General features: G+C 33.7%; 21 protein-coding genes. 15 read left to right on the top strand and 6 right to left on the bottom strand.

The genetic code is table 11. The features are described from left to right. Positions 1-55 precede the first annotated feature (55 nt). From FLV_RS03205 to FLV_RS03190, 4 genes are all read left to right on the top strand, one after another. Positions 56-283: a hypothetical protein gene (locus tag FLV_RS03205; RefSeq protein ID WP_243230698.1), complete on the top strand. Its 228-nt coding sequence runs from the start codon at positions 56-58 to the stop codon at positions 281-283. Next, complete coding sequence (locus tag FLV_RS03200) at positions 283-570, top strand: type II toxin-antitoxin system RelE/ParE family toxin (RefSeq protein WP_243230697.1); 288 nt, start codon at positions 283-285, stop codon at positions 568-570. Before FLV_RS03205 ends, FLV_RS03200 begins: the two co-directional genes overlap by 1 nt. Before the next feature lie 29 nt (positions 571-599). Further along, entirely contained in the window at positions 600-2,627 is a 2,028-nt protein-coding gene (locus FLV_RS03195; protein WP_243230696.1) for a M3 family metallopeptidase, read from the top strand. Positions 2,628-2,755: 128 nt separating this feature from the next. After that, positions 2,756-3,415: a vancomycin high temperature exclusion protein gene (locus FLV_RS03190; protein ID WP_243230695.1), complete on the top strand. Its 660-nt coding sequence runs from the start codon at positions 2,756-2,758 to the stop codon at positions 3,413-3,415. 94 nt (positions 3,416-3,509) lie between these two features. On the opposite strand, the gene FLV_RS03185 is transcribed toward FLV_RS03190, so the two are convergent. Beyond that, positions 3,510-4,772, bottom strand: a complete 1,263-nt coding sequence (locus FLV_RS03185) for a cation:proton antiporter (RefSeq protein ID WP_243230693.1) — start codon at positions 4,770-4,772, stop codon at positions 3,510-3,512. 198 nt (positions 4,773-4,970) lie between these two features. Between FLV_RS03185 and FLV_RS03180 the strand changes: the two genes are divergently transcribed. The 9 genes from FLV_RS03180 to FLV_RS19995 all read left to right on the top strand — a co-directional run bounded on the left by FLV_RS03180 (position 4,971) and on the right by FLV_RS19995 (position 10,073). After that, the gene (locus FLV_RS03180; RefSeq protein ID WP_243230692.1) at positions 4,971-5,474 is read left to right on the top strand and encodes a GbsR/MarR family transcriptional regulator; all 504 of its coding nucleotides are present in this window, start codon (positions 4,971-4,973) and stop codon (positions 5,472-5,474) included. 420 nt (positions 5,475-5,894) lie between these two features. Then, positions 5,895-6,230, top strand: coding sequence for a hypothetical protein (locus FLV_RS03175; RefSeq protein WP_243230690.1), 336 nt, complete (start codon positions 5,895-5,897; stop codon positions 6,228-6,230). Beyond that, positions 6,227-6,970: a YqjF family protein gene (locus tag FLV_RS03170; protein ID WP_243230688.1), complete on the top strand. Its 744-nt coding sequence runs from the start codon at positions 6,227-6,229 to the stop codon at positions 6,968-6,970. Before FLV_RS03175 ends, FLV_RS03170 begins: the two co-directional genes overlap by 4 nt. Positions 6,971-6,977: 7 nt before the next feature. Further along, positions 6,978-7,325, top strand: coding sequence for a hypothetical protein (locus tag FLV_RS03165; protein WP_243230684.1), 348 nt, complete (start codon positions 6,978-6,980; stop codon positions 7,323-7,325). 18 nt (positions 7,326-7,343) lie between these two features. After that, a complete protein-coding gene (locus tag FLV_RS03160) occupies positions 7,344-7,730 on the top strand; it encodes a hypothetical protein (RefSeq protein WP_243230683.1) in 387 nt (128 codons plus the stop codon). An 11-nt stretch (positions 7,731-7,741) separates the two neighbouring features. Then, a complete protein-coding gene (locus FLV_RS03155; protein ID WP_243230682.1) occupies positions 7,742-8,563 on the top strand; it encodes a hypothetical protein in 822 nt (273 codons plus the stop codon). A 2-nt stretch (positions 8,564-8,565) separates the two neighbouring features. Further along, positions 8,566-9,474: a TIGR01777 family oxidoreductase gene (locus FLV_RS03150; RefSeq protein WP_243230681.1), complete on the top strand. Its 909-nt coding sequence runs from the start codon at positions 8,566-8,568 to the stop codon at positions 9,472-9,474. 147 nt (positions 9,475-9,621) lie between these two features. After that, positions 9,622-9,747, top strand: coding sequence for a hypothetical protein (locus FLV_RS20000; RefSeq protein ID WP_317235664.1), 126 nt, complete (start codon positions 9,622-9,624; stop codon positions 9,745-9,747). A gap of 89 nt (positions 9,748-9,836) precedes the next feature. Continuing rightward, positions 9,837-10,073, top strand: a complete 237-nt coding sequence (locus tag FLV_RS19995) for a hypothetical protein (protein ID WP_317235663.1) — start codon at positions 9,837-9,839, stop codon at positions 10,071-10,073. Between the two features lie 79 nt (positions 10,074-10,152). Here the strand turns inward: FLV_RS19995 and FLV_RS03140 are convergent, their stop codons facing one another. From FLV_RS03140 to FLV_RS03120, 5 genes are all read right to left on the bottom strand, one after another. Beyond that, complete coding sequence (locus tag FLV_RS03140; protein ID WP_243230680.1) at positions 10,153-11,610, bottom strand: hypothetical protein; 1,458 nt, start codon at positions 11,608-11,610, stop codon at positions 10,153-10,155. A 130-nt stretch (positions 11,611-11,740) separates the two neighbouring features. Then, entirely contained in the window at positions 11,741-12,154 is a 414-nt protein-coding gene (locus tag FLV_RS03135) for a DUF1842 domain-containing protein (RefSeq protein WP_243230679.1), read from the bottom strand. Positions 12,155-12,535: 381 nt separating this feature from the next. Next, positions 12,536-13,078 (bottom strand): AidA/PixA family protein, encoded by a 543-nt coding sequence (locus FLV_RS03130; protein WP_243230677.1) that lies wholly within the window; start codon positions 13,076-13,078, stop codon positions 12,536-12,538. 77 nt (positions 13,079-13,155) lie between these two features. Next, on the bottom strand, positions 13,156-13,707 hold the full coding sequence (locus tag FLV_RS03125; protein ID WP_243230674.1) for an inclusion body family protein: 552 nt from the start codon (positions 13,705-13,707) through the stop codon (positions 13,156-13,158). Between the two features lie 384 nt (positions 13,708-14,091). After that, a complete protein-coding gene (locus FLV_RS03120; RefSeq protein ID WP_243230671.1) occupies positions 14,092-14,904 on the bottom strand; it encodes a hypothetical protein in 813 nt (270 codons plus the stop codon). Positions 14,905-15,122: 218 nt separating this feature from the next. On the opposite strand from FLV_RS03120, the gene gcvP reads away from it, so the two are divergent. Continuing rightward, entirely contained in the window at positions 15,123-17,972 is a 2,850-nt protein-coding gene (gene gcvP, locus FLV_RS03115; RefSeq protein WP_243230669.1) for an aminomethyl-transferring glycine dehydrogenase, read from the top strand. Between the two features lie 322 nt (positions 17,973-18,294). Then, a complete protein-coding gene (locus FLV_RS03110; RefSeq protein ID WP_243230668.1) occupies positions 18,295-19,353 on the top strand; it encodes a 3-oxoacyl-ACP synthase III family protein in 1,059 nt (352 codons plus the stop codon). Positions 19,354-19,441 lie beyond the last annotated feature (88 nt).

Below are 19,441 nucleotides of genomic sequence, written 5' to 3'. Positions count from 1 at the left end.
ACGATTCATTATAAAAATTTCTAAAAGAAAAACTTAACTTTGAGAAAAAAGCAAAATGAACATTCAAACTTCTAAAATAGAGCTGGCTAAAATTGTTTTAGACATTGATAATCCTGATTTAATTCAGGAGATTGTTGAGCTCATTCAATCTAAAGAAAGTCTTTCTGAAGAGCAAAAAAATAATATAAACGAGGCCATTTATTCTTTAGATAATAATGAAGGAATCTCACATGATGTCGTTATGGAAGAAACCAAAAATCGTTATTCAAAATATTTTAAATAATGAATGTAATTTGGGCTCCACAAGCAAAAAAAGACTTTTGGAACAACATCGATTATTTGGAAGCAGAATGGTTTGAAAAAGTAGCTTTGAATTTCATCGAAAAAGTAAATACCTCCATATCACTTTTAAAAAATGACAATGTTTTATTTATAAAAACGAACTACAAAAACGTTTATAAAATTGTCATTACAAAACACATTTCACTTTATTATCGTATCGAAAATACTAATTTAGAACTACTTCGTTTTTGGAATACTTTTCAGGATACGAAGAAATTCAAATTATGATTTTATATTTTTAAACAACATAAATAAACATGAGCATATTAACACAATATTTTAACACCAAACATAACACCGCACCTTTTTCGCAAATTAAAATCGAAGATTATGTTCCTGCTTTTCAGGAAGGAATTACTTTGGCAAAATCCGAAATTGATGCAATCGTAAATAATCCTGAAACGCCTACTTTTGAAAACACTATTCTGGCAATGGAATATTCAGGTGAGATTCTGGACCGTCTTTCGAGTATTTTCTTTAATCTGAATTCGGCTGAAACGAATGACGAAATGCAGAAAATTGCTCAGGAAGTTTCGCCTTTATTAGCAGAATTTGGAAATGACATTACACTAAATGCTGAATTGTTTGCCAAAATAAAAGCGGTTTACAATCAAAAAGAGAGTTTAGGTTTAAATCCGGAACAAACTACTTTATTAGACAAAAAATACAAAAGTTTCTCCAGAAACGGAGCTAATCTTGCTGAAGACAAAAAAGACCGCTTACGAGAAATCGACAAAGAATTATCTAAGTTAAAGTTACAATTTGAACAAAATATTTTGGCAGAAACCAATGCTTTCGAATTGCATTTAACCAACGAAAGTGATTTAGCAGGATTACCAGAAGGAACAATCGAAGCTGCAAGATTATTAGCCAAAAGTCAGGAAAAAGAAGGCTGGATTTTTACTCTGGATCATCCAAGTTATCTTCCGTTTTTGACGTATGCTGACAATCGCGAACTGCGTAAAAAAATGGCAATCGCTTTTGGTGCCAGATCGTTTCAAAATAACGAATTCGACAATCAGGAAAATGTTTTAAAGATTGCTAAACTGCGTTTTGAAAGAGCTAATTTATTAGGTTATAAAACACACGCACATTTTGTTTTGGAAGAAAGAATGGCCGAAAGTCCTGAGAAAGTTTTCTCTTTTTTAAATGATTTATTGGCTAAAGCAAAACCAGCAGCGCAAAAAGAATTTGCTGAGTTAACGACTTTCGCTACAACTTTAGACGGAATCGAGCAATTAGAAAAATGGGACGGTGCATATTATTCTGAAAAATTAAAACAACAACTTTTTAATTTGGATGATGAAAAACTAAAACCTTATTTTCAGTTAGAAAAAGTTCTAGACGGTGCATTTACAGTAGCAAACAAATTATTCGGATTAACTTTTACAGAAGTTTTTGATATCGATAAATACCATGAAGAGGTTACGACTTACGAAGTAAGAGATGCTGAAAATAATTTGGTTTCGATTTTCTACGCTGATTTCTTCCCAAGAAAAGGAAAAAGAAACGGTGCGTGGATGACTTCATTCAAATCTCAATATGTAAAAGACGGCGTAAACGAAAGACCACATATTTCGAATGTATGTAATTTTACAAAACCAACTGAAACAAAACCTTCATTATTAACTTTTAATGAGGCAACCACTTTATTCCACGAATTTGGTCACGGTTTACACGGAATGCTGGCGAACACAACGTATCCGAGTTTATCCGGAACTTCTGTTTACTGGGATTTCGTAGAATTGCCAAGTCAGATTATGGAAAATTGGTGTTACGAACCGGAAGCTTTGGCTTTATTTGCGAATCATTACGAAACAGGAGAAATTATTCCGATTGAATACGTTCAGAAAATTAAAGAAAGTGCCAGTTTCCAGGAAGGTTTGGCAACGTTACGTCAGTTAAGTTTCGGATTATTGGATATGGCCTGGCACGGACAAGATCCGACAAACATTACCGATTTGAAAGCTTTTGAAACCGAACAATTTGCGAATACACAATTGTATCCCGATGTAAAAGAAAATGCTATGAGTACAGCATTCTCTCATATTTTCCAAGGAGGATATTCTTCTGGATATTATAGCTATAAATGGGCAGAAGTTCTGGATGCAGATGCTTTTGAATTTTTCCAGGAAAAAGGTATTTTCAACGAAGAAGTAGCGAAAAAATTCAAAGATAATGTCCTTTCAAAAGGTGGTACAGAACACCCAATGATTTTGTACAAACGTTTCAGAGGTCAGGAACCAAAACCGGAAGCTTTGTTGAAAAGGGCGGGATTGTTATAGAGTTTCTTAGATACTAAGTTTCTTAGAGCATTAAATTTGAAACCGAAGTAAAAACACTTCGGTTTTTTTATTTGATTTTACTTTGACTATCTTCGTATTTTTAAATCTTAATCTTACAAATACAAGCCTTGAAAAAATATTTTAAAATAGCGCTTTATCTCGCCATTATTGGGCTGATTGCAATTGTTTCTGTTAACTATTACGTAAAAAATTCGACTAAGAAGTACATTCATTATTCAATTAAAAAATTTCCGAAGAATGATGTCGGAATTATTTTTGGTGCAGGAATTAACGGAAATCAGCCAAGCAAATATTTAAAAGACCGACTTGATGCTGGAATTATGCTTTGGAAAGCAAAACGTATTAATAAAATTTTGCTTTCGGGAGATAATGGCCGTGAAGAATATGACGAATTAGCAGTTATGAAAAATTACTGTTTTAATCACGGAGTTGACACAACCAAAATCTTTATAGATTATGCCGGTTTCGATACGTATTCAACCATGTATCGTGCGAAACATATTTTCAAAATTAAAAGAGCTACTTTAATTTCACAGAAATATCATTTAAACAGGGCAATTTATATTGGACAAAAACTCGGGATTAAATCTGCTGGGTATTCTGCAAATAAAGGAGAATATCGAGGCTATATCTATGTTTGTTTCAGAGAATACCTATCTACTTTAAAATCCTTTTTTGATGTTTTACGAAATCGTGAGCCTCATTTTTTAGGAGGAGAAATTAATATTAACGGAGAATCTAATTATTCTAAAGAAGATAAACGATAAAAACAAAACCCTGCAAGAATTACTTGCAGGGTTTTCAGTATATAATTATTGGCAAAGAAGAAATCTTCCCTCTTTTTTCTATTCTCTATATTCTCTACTCTTTCTCCAAAACTCGTTTCGCTAATTTCCCAACAGTCAGTCCCTGAACTACAATTGAAAATAAAACCACAATATAAGTTACTTCAAGCAATAAATTTTTATATTCTCCCTCAGGCATTGAAAGTACTAACGCAATAGAAACTCCACCGCGAATTCCTCCCCAGACCAAAACCATCAGGGAACCTTTATTGTAAGCCGATTTGATTCCGAAAAATTTAAATATATCGAAAAATTTCCACGGCAAAACGATTGAAAAAATTCTGGCAAACAGCACTATAAAAATCGCAACGAAACCTGTCAGCAATTGTTTATTCAAATCTGGCAGTAATAACAATTCAAAGCCAATAAATAAAAACAAAACAGCATTTAAGATCTCATCGATAAGTTCCCAAAATTTTCCCAGATAATCTTTGGTAACTTCACTCATGGCTACTTTTTTACCGTAATTACCAATAATTAATCCGGCAACTACCATTGCCAACGGACTTGAAACGTGCAAACTTTGGGCTACCAGAAATCCTCCCGTAACAATAGAAAGCGTGATTAAAACTGACACTTTATAATCGTCAATTTTCTTCATCACATTTGATGCCGTAAATCCTAAAACAGCCCCTAATAAAAGCCCGCCAATTCCTTCTTTTGCAAATAGCCAGGCGATAGAACCAAAACTTACATCAAATGTAGGATCTGTTGCCATTTTTAGAACAACAGCAAACATTACTACTGCAACTCCATCATTAAACAATGATTCTCCCACAATTTTGGTTTCGATTCTTTTAGGAACTTTCGCCTCTTTTAAAACTCCCAAAACTACAATTGGATCTGTTGGAGAAATTAAAGTCCCAAAAACCAGACAAAATATATACGGAATATGAATTCCTAAAAGTGGTGCGATATAATAAAGTAACATGGAAATAATCAATGCCGACAGTACAACACTAACTGTGGAATATATCATAATCGGAACTTTTTGTTCTTTAAGATCAGCCATATTTACATGAAGAGCACCTGCGAACAGAAGAAAGTTCAACATAGCCCCCATTAGGATTTCGTTGAAATCAAATTGTTTTATCAACTCAAAAAAATGTTTAGTAGTGGCAGGGAAATAAGAATCTCCTAAAAGACGAATTCCAACCGAAACCAACATGGCAATAATCATTATTCCGATCGTTCCCGGAAGTTTTAAAAATCTTAGGTTTAAATAGGCGAAGAAAGAAGCCAGTACAATCAGTACTGAAAAGGTGTAGTATAATTCCATAAAAAGTGATTTTTACAAAAATATCCTTCTCATTATGTAATCTAAAATTTCGAGCGTCGAATTAACACAACTTTATAATTCACTAAATAGGTTTCAATTATTTTTGAAAGTTTAAAAACTTTTGTTTACATTTGTCTCATGACAATGAGCATTTATGCGATTTGCATTTGACCGTTTGAAAAACAATAAAATTGACAAATGAAATTCAAAGAAGCAAAAAATAAGTTTGTACAAACCTGGGGAGCATTAGGCTCTCAATGGGGCATTAATAAAACCATGGCACAAATTCATGCTTTATTAATGGTCTCGAACGAAGCTGTTTCTATGGAAGATATTATGGAGGAATTACAAATTTCCAGAGGAAACGCCAGTATGAACTTAAGAGCTTTGATGGATTGGGGAATTGTGTATAAAGAATATAAAGCCGGAGAAAGAAAAGAGTTTTTTACAGCCGAAAAAGATTTAGATGAATTGGCTGTGAAAATTTCGAGAGAGAGAAGTAAAAGAGAAATCAAACCTGCTCTTAAAATTTTAAAAGAAGTTTCGACAATCGAAGCCAAAGATTCAGCAGAAGAAAAACACTTTGTAGATCAAACCACAAAATTGTATGATTTTGTTCTAAAAGCAGATAACATGCTGGACAAAATGACTGAATTTAATGATAACTGGTTAGGGAAATTGGTCATGAAAATCATGAAATAATTCTAAAACTAAAAAAATTTAATCCAAACTTTCATTTTTTTCTGAAAGTTTAAAACAATCAATAATTATGATAAGCTTCAAACAATTTAATCTTTTTGCAAGCGTAATTTGTTTTCTACTTTATTTGACTTGTTACTTCCGATTTATCGGACAGTCATTCCTGACCGTAACGAATGTGATTTCAGCAATATTTCTGACAATTAAAATATTTTCAAAACCAAATAATGATGACATTAAAAAAGAAATTAAAAGATATTGGCTTATTACCATTTTGAATTTCTCTATACTATTTTCATTTTTCCAAATTATCATGTGGAATGACTTTTTACAAGTTGTCTTTGTAACCATAATACCAAATGCCACTGCTTTTTATTTTATTAGAATATTAATTAAACAAGAAAACATAAACAATCAACAGCCATGAAAGCAATTAACTATCTAAATTATTTTTTTGTGGGATTACCAATATTCTTTTGTTTAATCGCAGTATCTGACGCCGGATTTTTATCCTACGCTATGCTCTCGCTATTTCTTACTGGAATATTCCAAATTACTATTGGCTTAAAAATGTTAGCTGAAGAACCTCATGACAAAAACCTTCAAATATATGCCACAAGCGTTCTTTTGTTCTTTATTTCCCTTATTGTCATTTGCAAAATGGAATTATATAATTTTTTAAGCTATGTACTTTTTGGTGTTCCTTCAGTAATTGCAATTTTCCTTTCAATAATAATTTATCAAAAAGCCAAACTATGAACTTCTTAAAAGCAGAATGGAAAAACTTAGCACTTTTCAATTACGAGGTTGATGCTAAAATCTTAGAAAAATATCTTCCTAATGGTACTGAAATAGATTTCTGGAACAACAAATGTTATGTCAGCTTAGTTGGTTTTATGTTCAAAAACACCAAAGTTTTAGGTTTGAAAGTTCCGTTTCATATCAATTTTGAAGAAGTGAATTTGAGATTCTATGTAAAACGTTTTGAGAATGGGGAATGGAAACGAGGAGTTGTTTTTATCAAGGAAATTGTTCCGAAAAAAGCGATTGCTTTTATTGCCAATACGTTGTATCAGGAACATTATGAAACTCAAGAAATGAGACATGAAGTTGTAAAAAATGTGGAAACAAAAACTTTTATATATCAATGGAAAAATGATAAAAACTGGAATACAATTCATTTAGAAACTAGAAAAGATTTTAAAGAAATTCAGGTTGATTCTGAAGCTGAGTTTATTACAGAACATTATTTCGGATATACAAAAATCAATGAGAAAACCACATTTGAATATGAGGTAACACATCCGAGATGGGAACAGCTTGAAGTTTTAAAATACCATGTTGATATTGATTTTGAAAATACATACGGAACCGATTTTGGGCTTCTTCAGGCTCAAAAACCAGCTTCTGTATTCCTTGCTAAAGGTTCAAAAATCACAGTAAAGAATAAACGAAAACTGGAATTTTTAAATGTATTAGAACACGAAATGTTAATCTGAAACAATTATGAACCTCAACATCATCGGGTATTTTATTTACCTCAGCATTACAATTTTTATTATTCTGAAAGTTGGAAAAATCTGCTATAAAAACGGAAACATTTATGTCGCAGAACTAATTCCAAATCATGCTGATATCTGTCAAAAAATCAATCAGGTTTTGCTTTTGGGCTATTACCTTTTAAATATTGGTTATTGTGCAATGACATTGATTTCCTGGCAAAAAATAATATCGCTCACACAATTAACCGAAATTATTTGCTTCAAAACAGCTGTCATTATTTTTATTATATCAGTATTGCATTACCTCAACATTATAATTATTTCAAAATACATTCACAAACTCATTAAATAACAACTAAAATCAACTATTATGGAAACTACAAAAATCTTAATCGGTTACAGTATTTATTTACCAATTGCATTATTCCTTACTTATTATGTTTCTAAAACACTTTTCAAAAACGGCAAAATCTTTATGCTGGATATTTTTAAAGGCCGTGAAGATATAGCCGATGCAACGAACAGACTTTTTGAAACCGGTTTTTACCTTTTAAATATTGGTTTTGCCCTTATGATTCTTCAAATGAACATCAGCGAAAATAGTTATCAGGAATTGATTGAAAGATTAAGCTATAAAATTGGAGGATTTTCTATTTATCTGGGAATTATGTTGTTCTTTAATTTGTATTTCTTTTTTAGAGGAAAAAGAAAAGCAAAAGAAGCTCAGGAAGAAGAAAAACTGGTTTATAAAGCTTAAACATTTATCTCATGAAAACGCTCGAAAACCAAACCTTACTTTATGACGAAGATTGCCCGCTTTGCAATTTGTACACAACCGGGTTTGTAAAAAGCGGAATGTTGGATCAAAACGGAAGAAAATCTTATTGTCAATTATCTGAAGAGGAGCAAAATTTTGTAGACTTAAAACGTGCTCCAAACGAAATTGCTTTGATTGACAATAAAGCACAAACAGTAGTTTATGGAGTTGACAGTTTAATTAAAGTTGTTGGTTTTTCTTTCCCTTTAATTGAAAAAATTGCAACCCGAAAACCTATTCATTTCATTCTTAAAAAACTGTATTCTTTTGTTTCTTACAACCGGAAAGTAATTATTCCGGGAAAGATAAAAGAAGAAAACAAACTGCAATGCATCCCTGATTTCAATTATAAATACAGATTTCTGTTTATCGGATTTGCATTAACAGCAACAACTTTTATATTATTTGGATATTCTAATTTGATTTTGAATTTTCCGAAAAGCACCATTACAAGAGAATTGATTTTGGCATTTGGACAAATTGTTTTCCAAAGTTGGTTTCTTTTCAAATTTGACAGGAAAACGATTCTCAATTATGCGGGGAATTTAATGACGGTTTCTTTGTTGGGATCTTTAATTTTAAGTCCGGTTTTAATTTTGAGTCTATTTATTCAACTTCCGCAAATGATAATTTCAGGATGGTTTGGAGTAACGGTATTCATTATGTTTTTGGAACATTTTAGAAGAATTAAAATTTTAAAACTTCCATTTTATCTATCTTACACCTGGGTTCTCTATAGAATTATTGCCCTGTTTTTAATTTTAAATTTCTAATGATGAAAAAACTCATTATCGCAGCCGGAACCGGTTTTTTAGGACAGGTTTTGGTAAATCATTTTAAAGATCAATTTGAAGAAATCGTAATTCTGACCAGAGGAAACTCCAAAACAATTGACGGAATTAAATATGTAAACTGGAATGCCAGAACTTTCTCCGGCTGGGAAAAAGAACTTGAAAACGCTGCTGTCTTAATCAATATGGCGGGTAAATCTGTCGATTGCCGCTATACAGAAAAGAATAAAAAAGAGATTTTATTATCCCGTATTCAAAGTACCAAAATCCTGAACAAGGCAGTTTTAAATTGCCAAAACCCACCGAAACACTGGCTGAATTCTTCAACCGCAACCATTTATCGTTTTTCATTAGACAAACAAATGGATGAAACTGATGGCGAGATCGGAAACGATTTTTCTATTAATGTGGCACTTTCATGGGAAAAAGCATTCTTTAAAACTGAAACGCCAAATACATTAAAAACCGCTTTGCGAACTTCTATCGTTTTAGGGAAAAACGGAGGTGCTTTTATTCCGCTAAAAACTTTGGCGAAAATTGGTTTTGGAGGAAAACAGGGAATTGGTAATCAGTTTGTGAGCTGGATTCACGAAGAGGATTTTGTAAATGCAGTTGATTTAATCATTCAAAAAGAACTCACAGGCGTTATCAATATCGTTGCTCCCAAACCCATTCGAAATGCAGATTTTATGCAGAAACTTAGAAAAGCAGTTGATTTTCCTTTTGGTATTCCGATGAGTAAATTTTTACTGAAAATTGGGTCTTTCTTTATTCGAACAGAAGCAGAACTGGTTTTAAAAAGTAGAAATGTGATTCCCAAAAGGCTTTTGGAAAATGGGTTTCAATTTAAGTTTGGAGATATTGATGAAGCTTTTAAAAATTTATTGCAGTAAAGAACTTCTTACTCCCCCAATTCACACAATATTGTCATTCCGAGGAACGAGGAATCTCCGCAATCAAAATCCTCAATCTTTGTAGAGCTTCTAACGGAGATTCCTCGTTCCTCGGAATGACAAGTTTGCGCAAAAAAACATAAATTAATGACAACCATTCATCTCATCACAAAAATAAACGCTCCATTAAAAACTGTTTTTGATGTATCACGAAATATAGATATTCACCAGCAATCTGCAGCCCTTCAAAAGAAAAAGCAATTGACGGTGTAACTTCAGGTTTAATCAGTTTAAACGAAACCGTAACCTGGCGCGGTAAACATTTCGGATTTTATCTAACTCATAAAAGCCGAATCACTGCAATGAATTTCTACGATTATTTTGTGGATGAAATGGAAGAAGGAAAATTCAAATCTTTCAGACATGAGCATTTTTTTGAAGAAAAAAACGGAGTTACCATAATGACAGATCAACTGCAATATGAAACTCCGTTTGGCATTATCGGAAAATTATTCGATACCTTGTTTTTAAAAAATCACCTGACTAACTTTCTTTCTATGAGAAATGAAATTCTGAAAAAAATAAGCGAAAACAGATAATTACATTTTTAAACAACAACCTTAATCCCCTCAAAACGAATTAACTTTCCCCCAAAAAAGCATAATCTGTTAGCGGTTATTATTGTTTAGCACGAACAAACTCTTCAAACTGTTTTAATTTCAAAGCTCTTGTTTCTTCAATACGTCTCAGCTTAGTATCGCCAGCATTTTTAGCACTTGGCTTCGGCTTGGTCGTGTACAGGTAAGACTCAAAAACATGACTCAAGTACAAAGGAGATTTCCCTCCCGCTGTTTTATCAAAATTACTGGATTGATGACAGGTAAAACAGCTTACTAAATTGGTGTTTTTGATGTCGTGTATATCTTTGGTAAACGTTTGTGTATAAGTTTCCATTGTGATATTAGCGAGATTAACAGAGCCTCTTGCCAGCGAATCAGGCAATGCACTGGATATATTTCTGGTCACGATTGCCTTGGCCTGATTTTCAGAAGACATTCCATCAAAATTTAGCCAGATAGAACCGTTATAAAAATAATTCTTAAAAACATCTTTCAGATTAGATGCCACACATGTATTAATGTTGGTAATATTATTAAAATTAGCCGGTTCAGCCTGACTTGTCGCCATATAAGAACCGGAGTCCAGATCTTTTGGAATTCCGTATTCGTAAAGAATAAAAGCTTTGTTTGGAACTAAAGGCTGGCCATTTTTCCATTTAATACTTTGTATCCCGGAGGTTGTACCTTTTTCATAAAACAGCATTTCATTTGCAGAAGTAACCGAATTATTTTTCAGGTCGTAAACCGGAGCCAGTTCTTTATGTTCAAAAGTTGCCCAGATAAATTCAGGATGATTTTTTACAACCCCCACAACGTGCATCCCTAACAAGGCCATAGTTTTTGCCACATATTGTCCTTTTTTGTTCTGAACTGCCGCTTTCGTCGTAAAATAATCGGCCTGTTTTTCCTTCTGAATTGCATTTATATCGATCCATGAAACTTTTAATTCCAGTGCACCAACCGGAAATGTTTCTAGATTTGAATACGGTAATTTGCCGGTATGAATCAGATTAGCCATTTCGACAGCTTTATCCTTAAATAAATTATTGATGTGAATGGAATAATATACCGTATCAGCAACATTGTTATACTTAGGATTAGAAACCAAAATTCCTTCAGGTCCTGCCTGTTTAATAGAACTCAGGGCTAATTTTAATCCCAGCTGCGGAGCAACATTTTCCATCTCAGGAGAAACGATGTTCAGGGAATCTAAAAACAATGGATTTCCGTTTGGTAAAGGTTTGGTAAGCCATAAAAACTTTTGCCAAGACCATTGATGAAAATCACAATTTGTCGTGCTCTCACTATCAAAAGGGCTTCCGTCACCTTCTTTCGGAGCAGGTGTCTGATCATGCGGAAACCAGCTGGTTTCGCAATTACATGTATCTGATGAAATACTAGTGTATTTAGCGGTGCTTCCATTTTCTTCAGCTCCTTCATTTTGGTTATAAAAATAGTAAGCCCCAGCACCTGTTATTGCAGATAATAACCCAATAATTAAATATTTTTTTTTCATTTTTTTTGAATTATAAAAATAAGATCTAAATAAAAAGATCGCCAAAAGCAGGCGATCTTTAAAGTAAAATTCAATTGGTCAACAATTTTATTCTTCCTACCCTTAAATAAAATATTATTCGGAAAGCAAATTATACTAACTGTTCTTGTAAATTTTTCGCCGCTGCAACCGGTACATTTTCAATTTGATGTTGGTAGTAAGAGAAACCTCCTATCCCGTTCCATGCATTATCGATCGCCAAATGAGCATTAAAATCTGCTAAAAAAGCACCAATTGCCGGTGGCGGAAAAGATTGTACATATTGTCCCTGAAGACTCACAACCTGAGTGTAATTTCCAAATCCTGTAGAATATATTCTTCCTTTTACCTGAACAACAATATGACTATCAGGACCATTTACCGCCTGAGTAATTACTACTGTTCCTGTTACAGAATGCTGAGATGGTACTACTACTAAACTAAATGTTGCAACTGGCGCACCTGGTGTACCTACATTTCCAATTGTGCCTTTTGCTAAATAAGCACCTGCTAATAAATCTGCCATAACTTTTAAATTTACATTTCTTCTTACTCATAAGGCTTTTCAGAACCGCCTCGTTTTTTTCAGTGGGATCTGCTCCACTTTTTATTTCTATTCCTAAGATTTTCAAAGAAGTAGCTCTTATTATTCTATCCCAAAACTATATTAGATTTATAGAACTTAGTAAAGAAATGTCACGAGAAAGAAATTGTTAGTCACGAAAGAGATGAAAATTGACATGGAGTTATTTTTTACATTAATTCATTTTAATTCCTGCATCAATTTTGATTAAAAGTGTCCTGTCAAACAAATGTATTTTGTGCATGACATCCATTAATTAAAAAGTTATCTAACATTGTCCAATTCAAAAAAGAGGTTTTAATTATTGATGCTAATTTTAAAATATCAATAAAGCTTAATCTCTAAAGGAAACCAAAAGTGACCATATAAATCTTGTTGGTTGCCATCTGAACTTAAATAGTATAGAGAGAAGTATATTTTAACCTTAATTTTTCCCGGATGAAAAATTACAGACTCAAACCAGATGAAATTTTGTTCAACATTCGTTAAAAACAACTCACCTTCATCATTTACAGTATTTGAAACCACATTTTCGGACACACAAATTGGTTCAAATGAAAGAATGTTTTTTTTTGAATTGTAGTTTTTAATTTGATTTAGAATAATAGCATCCGAGGAGCCTCCATCAATAGAAATTCCAAAAATCATGATGTTGTTATTTTTTTTGGAATCAATAGAAACCGAATGCAAAGAGTCTGTAACTGTATGGATATTTGTCTTTTGATAAATTAGAAACCACTCTGCCTTTTTTATTTTGATTGGTTTCTCACCATCAATATCATAATTTTTACTTTTAATTGCTGCAGTATCAACAACAATCAAAATTTGACATGATTTTTTTTGAATAACAGGAGTAGAAGTAGCCATTTTTAATTGTTTTTAGAATTAAAAAAACACGAACTGAATTAGGGTTCGTGTTTTTTGAAAGCTTATTTAATTAATAATTAAGATGGGACAACAACTTGTGGATCCCAATAGTAATATCCATATAATTCTTGTGTTTGTCCATCATCGGCAAGAGTATAAACAGCGATATATACATAAAAATTCTCTGTTCCTCCTCTTGCTATTCTAGAATCATAGCTGGTGAAATTTTGAACTGTTGCAACTGGCGGAATACCATTTGGCTGATCTGGATTTGGCTGTACAGCTCTGTTTCGCGTAACGATGTCAGTTATAAATGTATTAAAGACTTTGTCTCCGCTCCAGTATTTAATTCCGTAAAGAATTACAGAATCATCCGAATTTTGCTGAATTGATGTTCCTCTAAAAGAAACATAATCTCCTGTGTTTGCTCTAAAACTTAAATCTGCTGTACCCTGACCAGAAACAATCCCTCTTGGGCTGTAAGCTATCATGTATTGACTGTTATGGTCTATTCCTACCGGATTATTAGGATCTGAATTTTTAGAAAAAGTATTCTTAATATACTCTGTGTCTATTACAACAAGAATATCGATCTGTGCCGCTGAGGCTGCTGAAGAAGCTTGACTCATGATTTGATTTATTTATTTCCCTACTCGTAAGGCTTTTCAGGATTTGCCTTCGCTTTTTACTGTGCGAAACAGTTCGTTTTTTTTAAGTGGGTTCTGCTCCACTTTTTTATTTTGCTGTTTCAACTAAATTTTCAGGAAGTAGACCTACAAACACACTGAAAATCAATACGAAAGAATTAAAAATAAATATTGCTAGCTTTTTATTTCTGATTCAAAATTATATCAGACAATAAAAAAACATGAGAAAAATGATACAAGAAGGAAATTCTTAGTTATGAGAGAGAAAAAAAAGGCTGTATTGGAGATTAACCCGTTTTAGAAAGACTAAAAAATTAGGTATTATTGGACAATATCTACAAAATGATACTGCAAAATAAATATGTATTACAAAAACACAATCATCAGCCACCAAAGAATCGGCACACTTTCGACCCAGAAAGAAGTATAATATTTAGAACGATTGGGATTAGCAAATGCAATAAACAACATTAACATAACAACCATTATAAGATTAATGACAGCATCATGATAATTGAATGTGGAGATCAAAACTTCTAAACTCCAAAAAGGAACCAGCAATAAAAAACCTAAATATTTAGTACGTTTTACACCTATAGTTTGCGGAACGGTCTGCAAATGCGGGTCGTCATTGGCTAAATCAATGATTTCAAAAACCAAAATCAATACAAAAACCAAAACAAATCGCTGTAAACATTTAATAAAAAAATCAAGAGTAGAAGGAAGTTCTGCATTTATTAAAGGTAAAACCAGCGTAGCCCCTACCCAGCAAAGCGCCACAATATAGATTTTTACACCTGCCCAGTTTCTGGCGTTCTTTCTGTTTGGAAAAAATGGAAGTGTATAAAGTGCCGTAATGGCAAATATTCCCACCGAAACAATTTGAGTAATCCGCTTTAAATGGAAGAAATAATAACCCACCAAAATCAACGAAACAAAACTTAAAACAGCAATAATTTTCAGCTGAATACCAATTGGATTTTTCTTAACCCGAACCAGTGCATCATATTTTACGAAATTATATCCTACAATTGTTCCGAAAAACACAAACAATGCCATGGGTTCATCATACTGTATATGAAACACATGAAACGTAATCCGTACCAAAGCATAACAGGATAAAGCCACGTGAATACTGCTGTTTAAGTAAAAATCAAATATCTGTTTTAATAGTTTCATTCCTCAAATCTAATCAATTGGTAACAAATCAACTCTTTAGTTGTAAATTTCATAAAAATTGAAGTTAAAAATACCCATTAAATTATTAATAATACTTAATTTTGCGCCACAAAAAAACAACACATTTACTATAAAATGTAATAAACCTGTATAAAATAAGATTAAATCCGAAATATACCTGCAAATTACATTCTCATTAAAAAATTAGATCGTTACAAATGAAAACAGATGCTTTTGCTTTAAGACACATTGGAACAGGAGAAAATGACCTTGAACACATGTTCAAAACAATTGGTGTTACAGACATGGACCAGTTACTTTATGAAACATTTCCAGATGGAATTCGTTTAAAAAATGATTTAGTCCTTGATCCGGCAATGACCGAATATGAGTATGCTGCTCATATCATGGAATTAGGCAAAAAAAATAAAGTTTTCAAATCATATATAGGTTTAGGATACCACCCAACCATTGTACCTGCTCCAATTCAAAGAAATATCTTTGAAAATCCGGGCTGGTACACTGCTTACACACCTTATCAGGCAGAAATTGCTCAGGGACGTTTAGAAGCAATCTTAAACTTCCAGACTACGGTTATCGAATTGACTGGAATGGAAATTGCAAATGCATCTCTTCTTGACGAAGGAACGGCTGCTGCCGAAGCAATGGCGTTATTGTTTGACGTTCGTACCCGCGATCAAAAGAAAAACAACGTAAACAAATTCTTCGTTTCAGAAGAAATCTTACCGCAAACATTATCAGTATTACAAACCCGTTCAACTCCGGTTGGAATTGAATTGGTTGTTGGAAACCATGAAACATTTGATTTCTCTAACGAATTCTTCGGTGCAATTCTTCAATACCCTGGAAAATACGGACAAGTAAACGATTACACTGCCTTTATCGCTAAAGCTGCAGCAAACGAAATAAAAGTTGCTGTTGCTGCAGATATCTTATCCTTAGCTACTTTAACTTCTCCGGGAGAAATGGGAGCTGCTGTTGTGGTAGGAACTACTCAGCGTTTTGGTGTACCAATGGGATATGGCGGACCTCACGCAGCATTTTTTGCAACTAAAGATGAATACAAAAGATCTATGCCGGGTCGTATCATTGGAGTTTCTGTTGATACAAATGGAAATCGCGCTTTACGTATGGCGCTAGGAACTCGTGAACAGCACATCAAACGTGAAAAAGCGACTTCAAATATTTGTACAGCTCAGGTTTTATTAGCTGTTATGGCTGGTATGTACGCCGTTTACCACGGACCAAAAGGTTTAAAATACATTGCAAACAAAGTTCACGCCTCTGCGGTTACTACTGCTGAAGCTTTAAATAAATTAGGAGTTTACCAAACGAACACCGCTTACTTTGATACTATTTTAGTAAAAGCAGATGCTCAAAAAGTAAAAGCTGTTGCTGAGAAAAACGAAGTAAACTTCTTCTATGTTGATGCTGATACGATTTCAATTTCATTAAACGAAACAACTTCAATTAGCGATATCAATCAAATCATTGCAATTTTTGCTGAGGCTTTAGGAAAAGAAACTTTAACAGTATCTGAATTAACTGAGGCAAATCAATTACCAGCTTCATTAGAAAGAACATCTTCTTTCTTAACACATGATGTTTTCAACAATCATCATTCAGAAAGTCAGTTGATGCGTTACATCAAAAAATTAGAGCGTAAGGATTTGTCATTGAATCACTCCATGATTTCATTAGGTTCTTGTACGATGAAATTAAACGCAGCTTCTGAAATGTTGCCTTTATCAATGCCAAACTGGAACAGCATTCACCCTTTTGCACCAGTTGAACAAGCAGAAGGTTACATCACAATGCTTAAAAAATTAGAGGAGCAATTAAATGTAATTACCGGATTTGCCGGAACAACTTTGCAGCCAAACTCCGGAGCTCAGGGAGAATATGCCGGTTTAATGGCTATTCGTGCGTATCATATTTCCCGTGGCGAAGGTCACCGTAATGTATGTTTGATTCCTTCATCTGCACACGGAACCAACCCGGCTTCTGCAGCTATGGCCGGAATGAAAATTATCGTTACCAAAACTACTCCTGAAGGAAACATCGACGTTGAAGATTTAAGAGAAAAAGCGATTGAACACAAAGACGATTTGTCTTGTTTAATGGTAACGTATCCTTCTACTCACGGAGTTTACGAGTCTACTATCATCGATATTACAAAATTAATCCACGAAAACGGTGGATTGGTTTACATGGACGGTGCCAACATGAATGCTCAGGTAGGTTTAACAAATCCTGCTACTATTGGTGCTGACGTTTGTCACTTAAACTTACACAAAACTTTCGCTATTCCTCACGGTGGCGGTGGACCAGGTGTTGGGCCAATTTGTGTGAACGAAAAATTAGTTCCTTTCTTGCCAACAAACCCAATCCTAAATGTAGGCGGTGAACAAGCCATTACAGCTATTTCATCTGCACCTTACGGATCAGCTTTAGTATGTTTAATCTCTTACGGCTACATTACCATGATGGGTGCTGAAGGATTAAAAAGCGCTACAGAACATGCTATTTTGAATGCTAACTATATGAAATCCCGTTTCGAAGGACACTATCCAATTCTTTATACCGGAGAATGCGGAAGAGCAGCTCACGAAATGATTTTAGATTGTCGTTCATTCAAAGAAAACGGAATCGAAGTTGGTGATATCGCAAAACGTTTAATGGATTACGGTTTCCACGCACCGACAGTTTCTTTCCCTGTTGCTGGAACACTTATGATTGAACCAACTGAATCTGAAGATTTGGCTGAATTAGACCGCTTCTGTGATGCACTTATTGCAATCAGAAAAGAAATTGAAACTGCTACGGCTGACGATAAAAACAACGTATTGAAAAATGCTCCGCATACTTTAGCAATGTTAACTGCCGATAGTTGGGATTTTCCATACACCAGAGAAAAAGCAGCTTATCCGTTAGAGTATATTGCTGAAAATAAATTCTGGCCATCCGTTCGTCGTGTTGACGATGCATACGGTGACAGAAACTTAGTTTGCAGCTGTGCTCCTATTGAAGCTTATATGGAAAACTAAAATTAGTTTCTCACAATATATACGAACCCGACACGTTGAAAATACTGTCGGGTTTGTTTTTTTTAAAATTGGTTTCAGGTTTCAAGTTATCCTTCACAACGTGAAACCTGAAACCTGAAACTTGAAACATATTTTTTTTTAAACTCCAGCATTTATTTCAATCGTTTGAAATCTCTGTCAAATTAAAAAATCATTAAAAAATAATCATTTTATCACTTAAAAAATCACTATTTCATAATTATATGCATGCATACTAATTTTTATCCTCGTGATAATATATTTATTTATAAATTAGCCCTGAATTTACAGGAAAAAGGATCCAATGAAAATAAAGATTATAGGTATCGGAAGTTACATTCCGCAAAAAGAAGTTAAGAATACCGATTTTGACAAACATATTTTTTTAAATGAAGACGGAACTCCTTTTGGGTATCCTAACGAAACAGTAATAAAAAAATTTAAAGGCATTACCGGAATACAAAACCGCCGCTATGCCGAAGACCAGCATATCACTTCAGATTTAGCCTTTTTTGCAGCCGAAAAAGCAATTGCAAATGCTAACATCGACAAAGAAACATTAGATTATATCATTTTTGCGCACAACTTTGGCGATGTAAAATCCGGAACAATTCAGTCAGATATGATTCCGAGTCTGGCAACCCGTGTTAAAAACAAACTGGATATCAAAAATCCAAAATGTGTTGCTTACGATATCCTTTTTGGGTGTCCGGGCTGGATTGAAGGCGTATTGCAGGCCAATGCGTTTATCAAATCCGGAATGGCAAAAAGGGTTTTGGTTATTGGCGCAGAAACCCTTTCAAGAGTTGTTGATGATCACGACCGTGATTCGATGATTTATTCTGATGGTGCGGGAGCATCCATTTTAGAAGCCTCCACTGACGAAGCCGGCTTATTATCTTATGAAAGTGCTACTTTTGCAAATGATGAAGCAAACTTCCTTTTCTTCGGAAAATCATACAATCCTGATTTAGATCCAGACGTAAAATACATCAAAATGTATGGGCGTAAAATTTACGAATTTGCATTGAGCAATGTACCGAATGCCATGAAAGACTGTCTGGATAAAAGCGGCATTGCCATCGATGAGGTTAAAAAAATCCTTATTCATCAGGCAAACGAAAAAATGGACGAAGCTATTATCGACCGTTTCTATAAATTATACGGAAAAACTCCGCCAAAAGACATCATGCCCATGAGCATTCATGATTTGGGTAACAGCAGTGTGGCAACCGTACCCACTTTATACGACCTGTTAATTCAGGGAAAAATTGAAAATCACGAAATCAACAAAGGCGATGTTGTTATCTTTGCTTCGGTTGGTGCCGGAATGAATGTTAATGCTTTTGTATATAGATATTAAAATAAATTAAGTTTTATTTTAAAAGCCAGTAAAATAATCTCGCAACGCTACAAAGTTTATTAAACCATATAAGTATATAAGTCCAATT

The organism is Flavobacterium pectinovorum (assembly GCF_022802975.1).
Classification (GTDB): Bacteria; Bacteroidota; Bacteroidia; order Flavobacteriales; family Flavobacteriaceae; genus Flavobacterium; species Flavobacterium pectinovorum_B.
This window is presented reverse-complemented; position numbering and strand designations above follow the sequence as displayed.

Excerpts from the sequence above, each read along its gene's own strand:
- FLV_RS03125 (WP_243230674.1), bottom strand. The coding sequence starts at position 13,707 with ATGAGTCAAGCTTCTTCAGCAGCCTCAGCGGCACAGATCGATATTCTT.
- FLV_RS03155 (WP_243230682.1), top strand. The coding sequence starts at position 7,742 with ATGAAAACGCTCGAAAACCAAACCTTACTTTATGACGAAGATTGCCCG.
- FLV_RS03175 (WP_243230690.1), top strand. The coding sequence starts at position 5,895 with ATGAAAGCAATTAACTATCTAAATTATTTTTTTGTGGGATTACCAATA.
- FLV_RS03185 (WP_243230693.1), bottom strand. The coding sequence starts at position 4,772 with ATGGAATTATACTACACCTTTTCAGTACTGATTGTACTGGCTTCTTTC.
- FLV_RS03205 (WP_243230698.1), top strand. The coding sequence starts at position 56 with ATGAACATTCAAACTTCTAAAATAGAGCTGGCTAAAATTGTTTTAGAC.
- FLV_RS03160 (WP_243230683.1), top strand. The coding sequence starts at position 7,344 with ATGGAAACTACAAAAATCTTAATCGGTTACAGTATTTATTTACCAATT.
- FLV_RS03165 (WP_243230684.1), top strand. The coding sequence starts at position 6,978 with ATGAACCTCAACATCATCGGGTATTTTATTTACCTCAGCATTACAATT.
- FLV_RS03130 (WP_243230677.1), bottom strand. The coding sequence starts at position 13,078 with ATGGCTACTTCTACTCCTGTTATTCAAAAAAAATCATGTCAAATTTTG.
- FLV_RS19995 (WP_317235663.1), top strand. The coding sequence starts at position 9,837 with ATGAATTTCTACGATTATTTTGTGGATGAAATGGAAGAAGGAAAATTC.
- FLV_RS20000 (WP_317235664.1), top strand. The coding sequence starts at position 9,622 with ATGACAACCATTCATCTCATCACAAAAATAAACGCTCCATTAAAAACT.
- FLV_RS03150 (WP_243230681.1), top strand. The coding sequence starts at position 8,566 with ATGAAAAAACTCATTATCGCAGCCGGAACCGGTTTTTTAGGACAGGTT.
- FLV_RS03180 (WP_243230692.1), top strand. The coding sequence starts at position 4,971 with ATGAAATTCAAAGAAGCAAAAAATAAGTTTGTACAAACCTGGGGAGCA.
- FLV_RS03170 (WP_243230688.1), top strand. The coding sequence starts at position 6,227 with ATGAACTTCTTAAAAGCAGAATGGAAAAACTTAGCACTTTTCAATTAC.
- gcvP (WP_243230669.1), top strand. The coding sequence starts at position 15,123 with ATGAAAACAGATGCTTTTGCTTTAAGACACATTGGAACAGGAGAAAAT.
- FLV_RS03195 (WP_243230696.1), top strand. The coding sequence starts at position 600 with ATGAGCATATTAACACAATATTTTAACACCAAACATAACACCGCACCT.
- FLV_RS03135 (WP_243230679.1), bottom strand. The coding sequence starts at position 12,154 with ATGGCAGATTTATTAGCAGGTGCTTATTTAGCAAAAGGCACAATTGGA.
- FLV_RS03120 (WP_243230671.1), bottom strand. The coding sequence starts at position 14,904 with ATGAAACTATTAAAACAGATATTTGATTTTTACTTAAACAGCAGTATT.
- FLV_RS03200 (WP_243230697.1), top strand. The coding sequence starts at position 283 with ATGAATGTAATTTGGGCTCCACAAGCAAAAAAAGACTTTTGGAACAAC.
- FLV_RS03110 (WP_243230668.1), top strand. The coding sequence starts at position 18,295 with ATGAAAATAAAGATTATAGGTATCGGAAGTTACATTCCGCAAAAAGAA.
- FLV_RS03140 (WP_243230680.1), bottom strand. The coding sequence starts at position 11,610 with ATGAAAAAAAAATATTTAATTATTGGGTTATTATCTGCAATAACAGGT.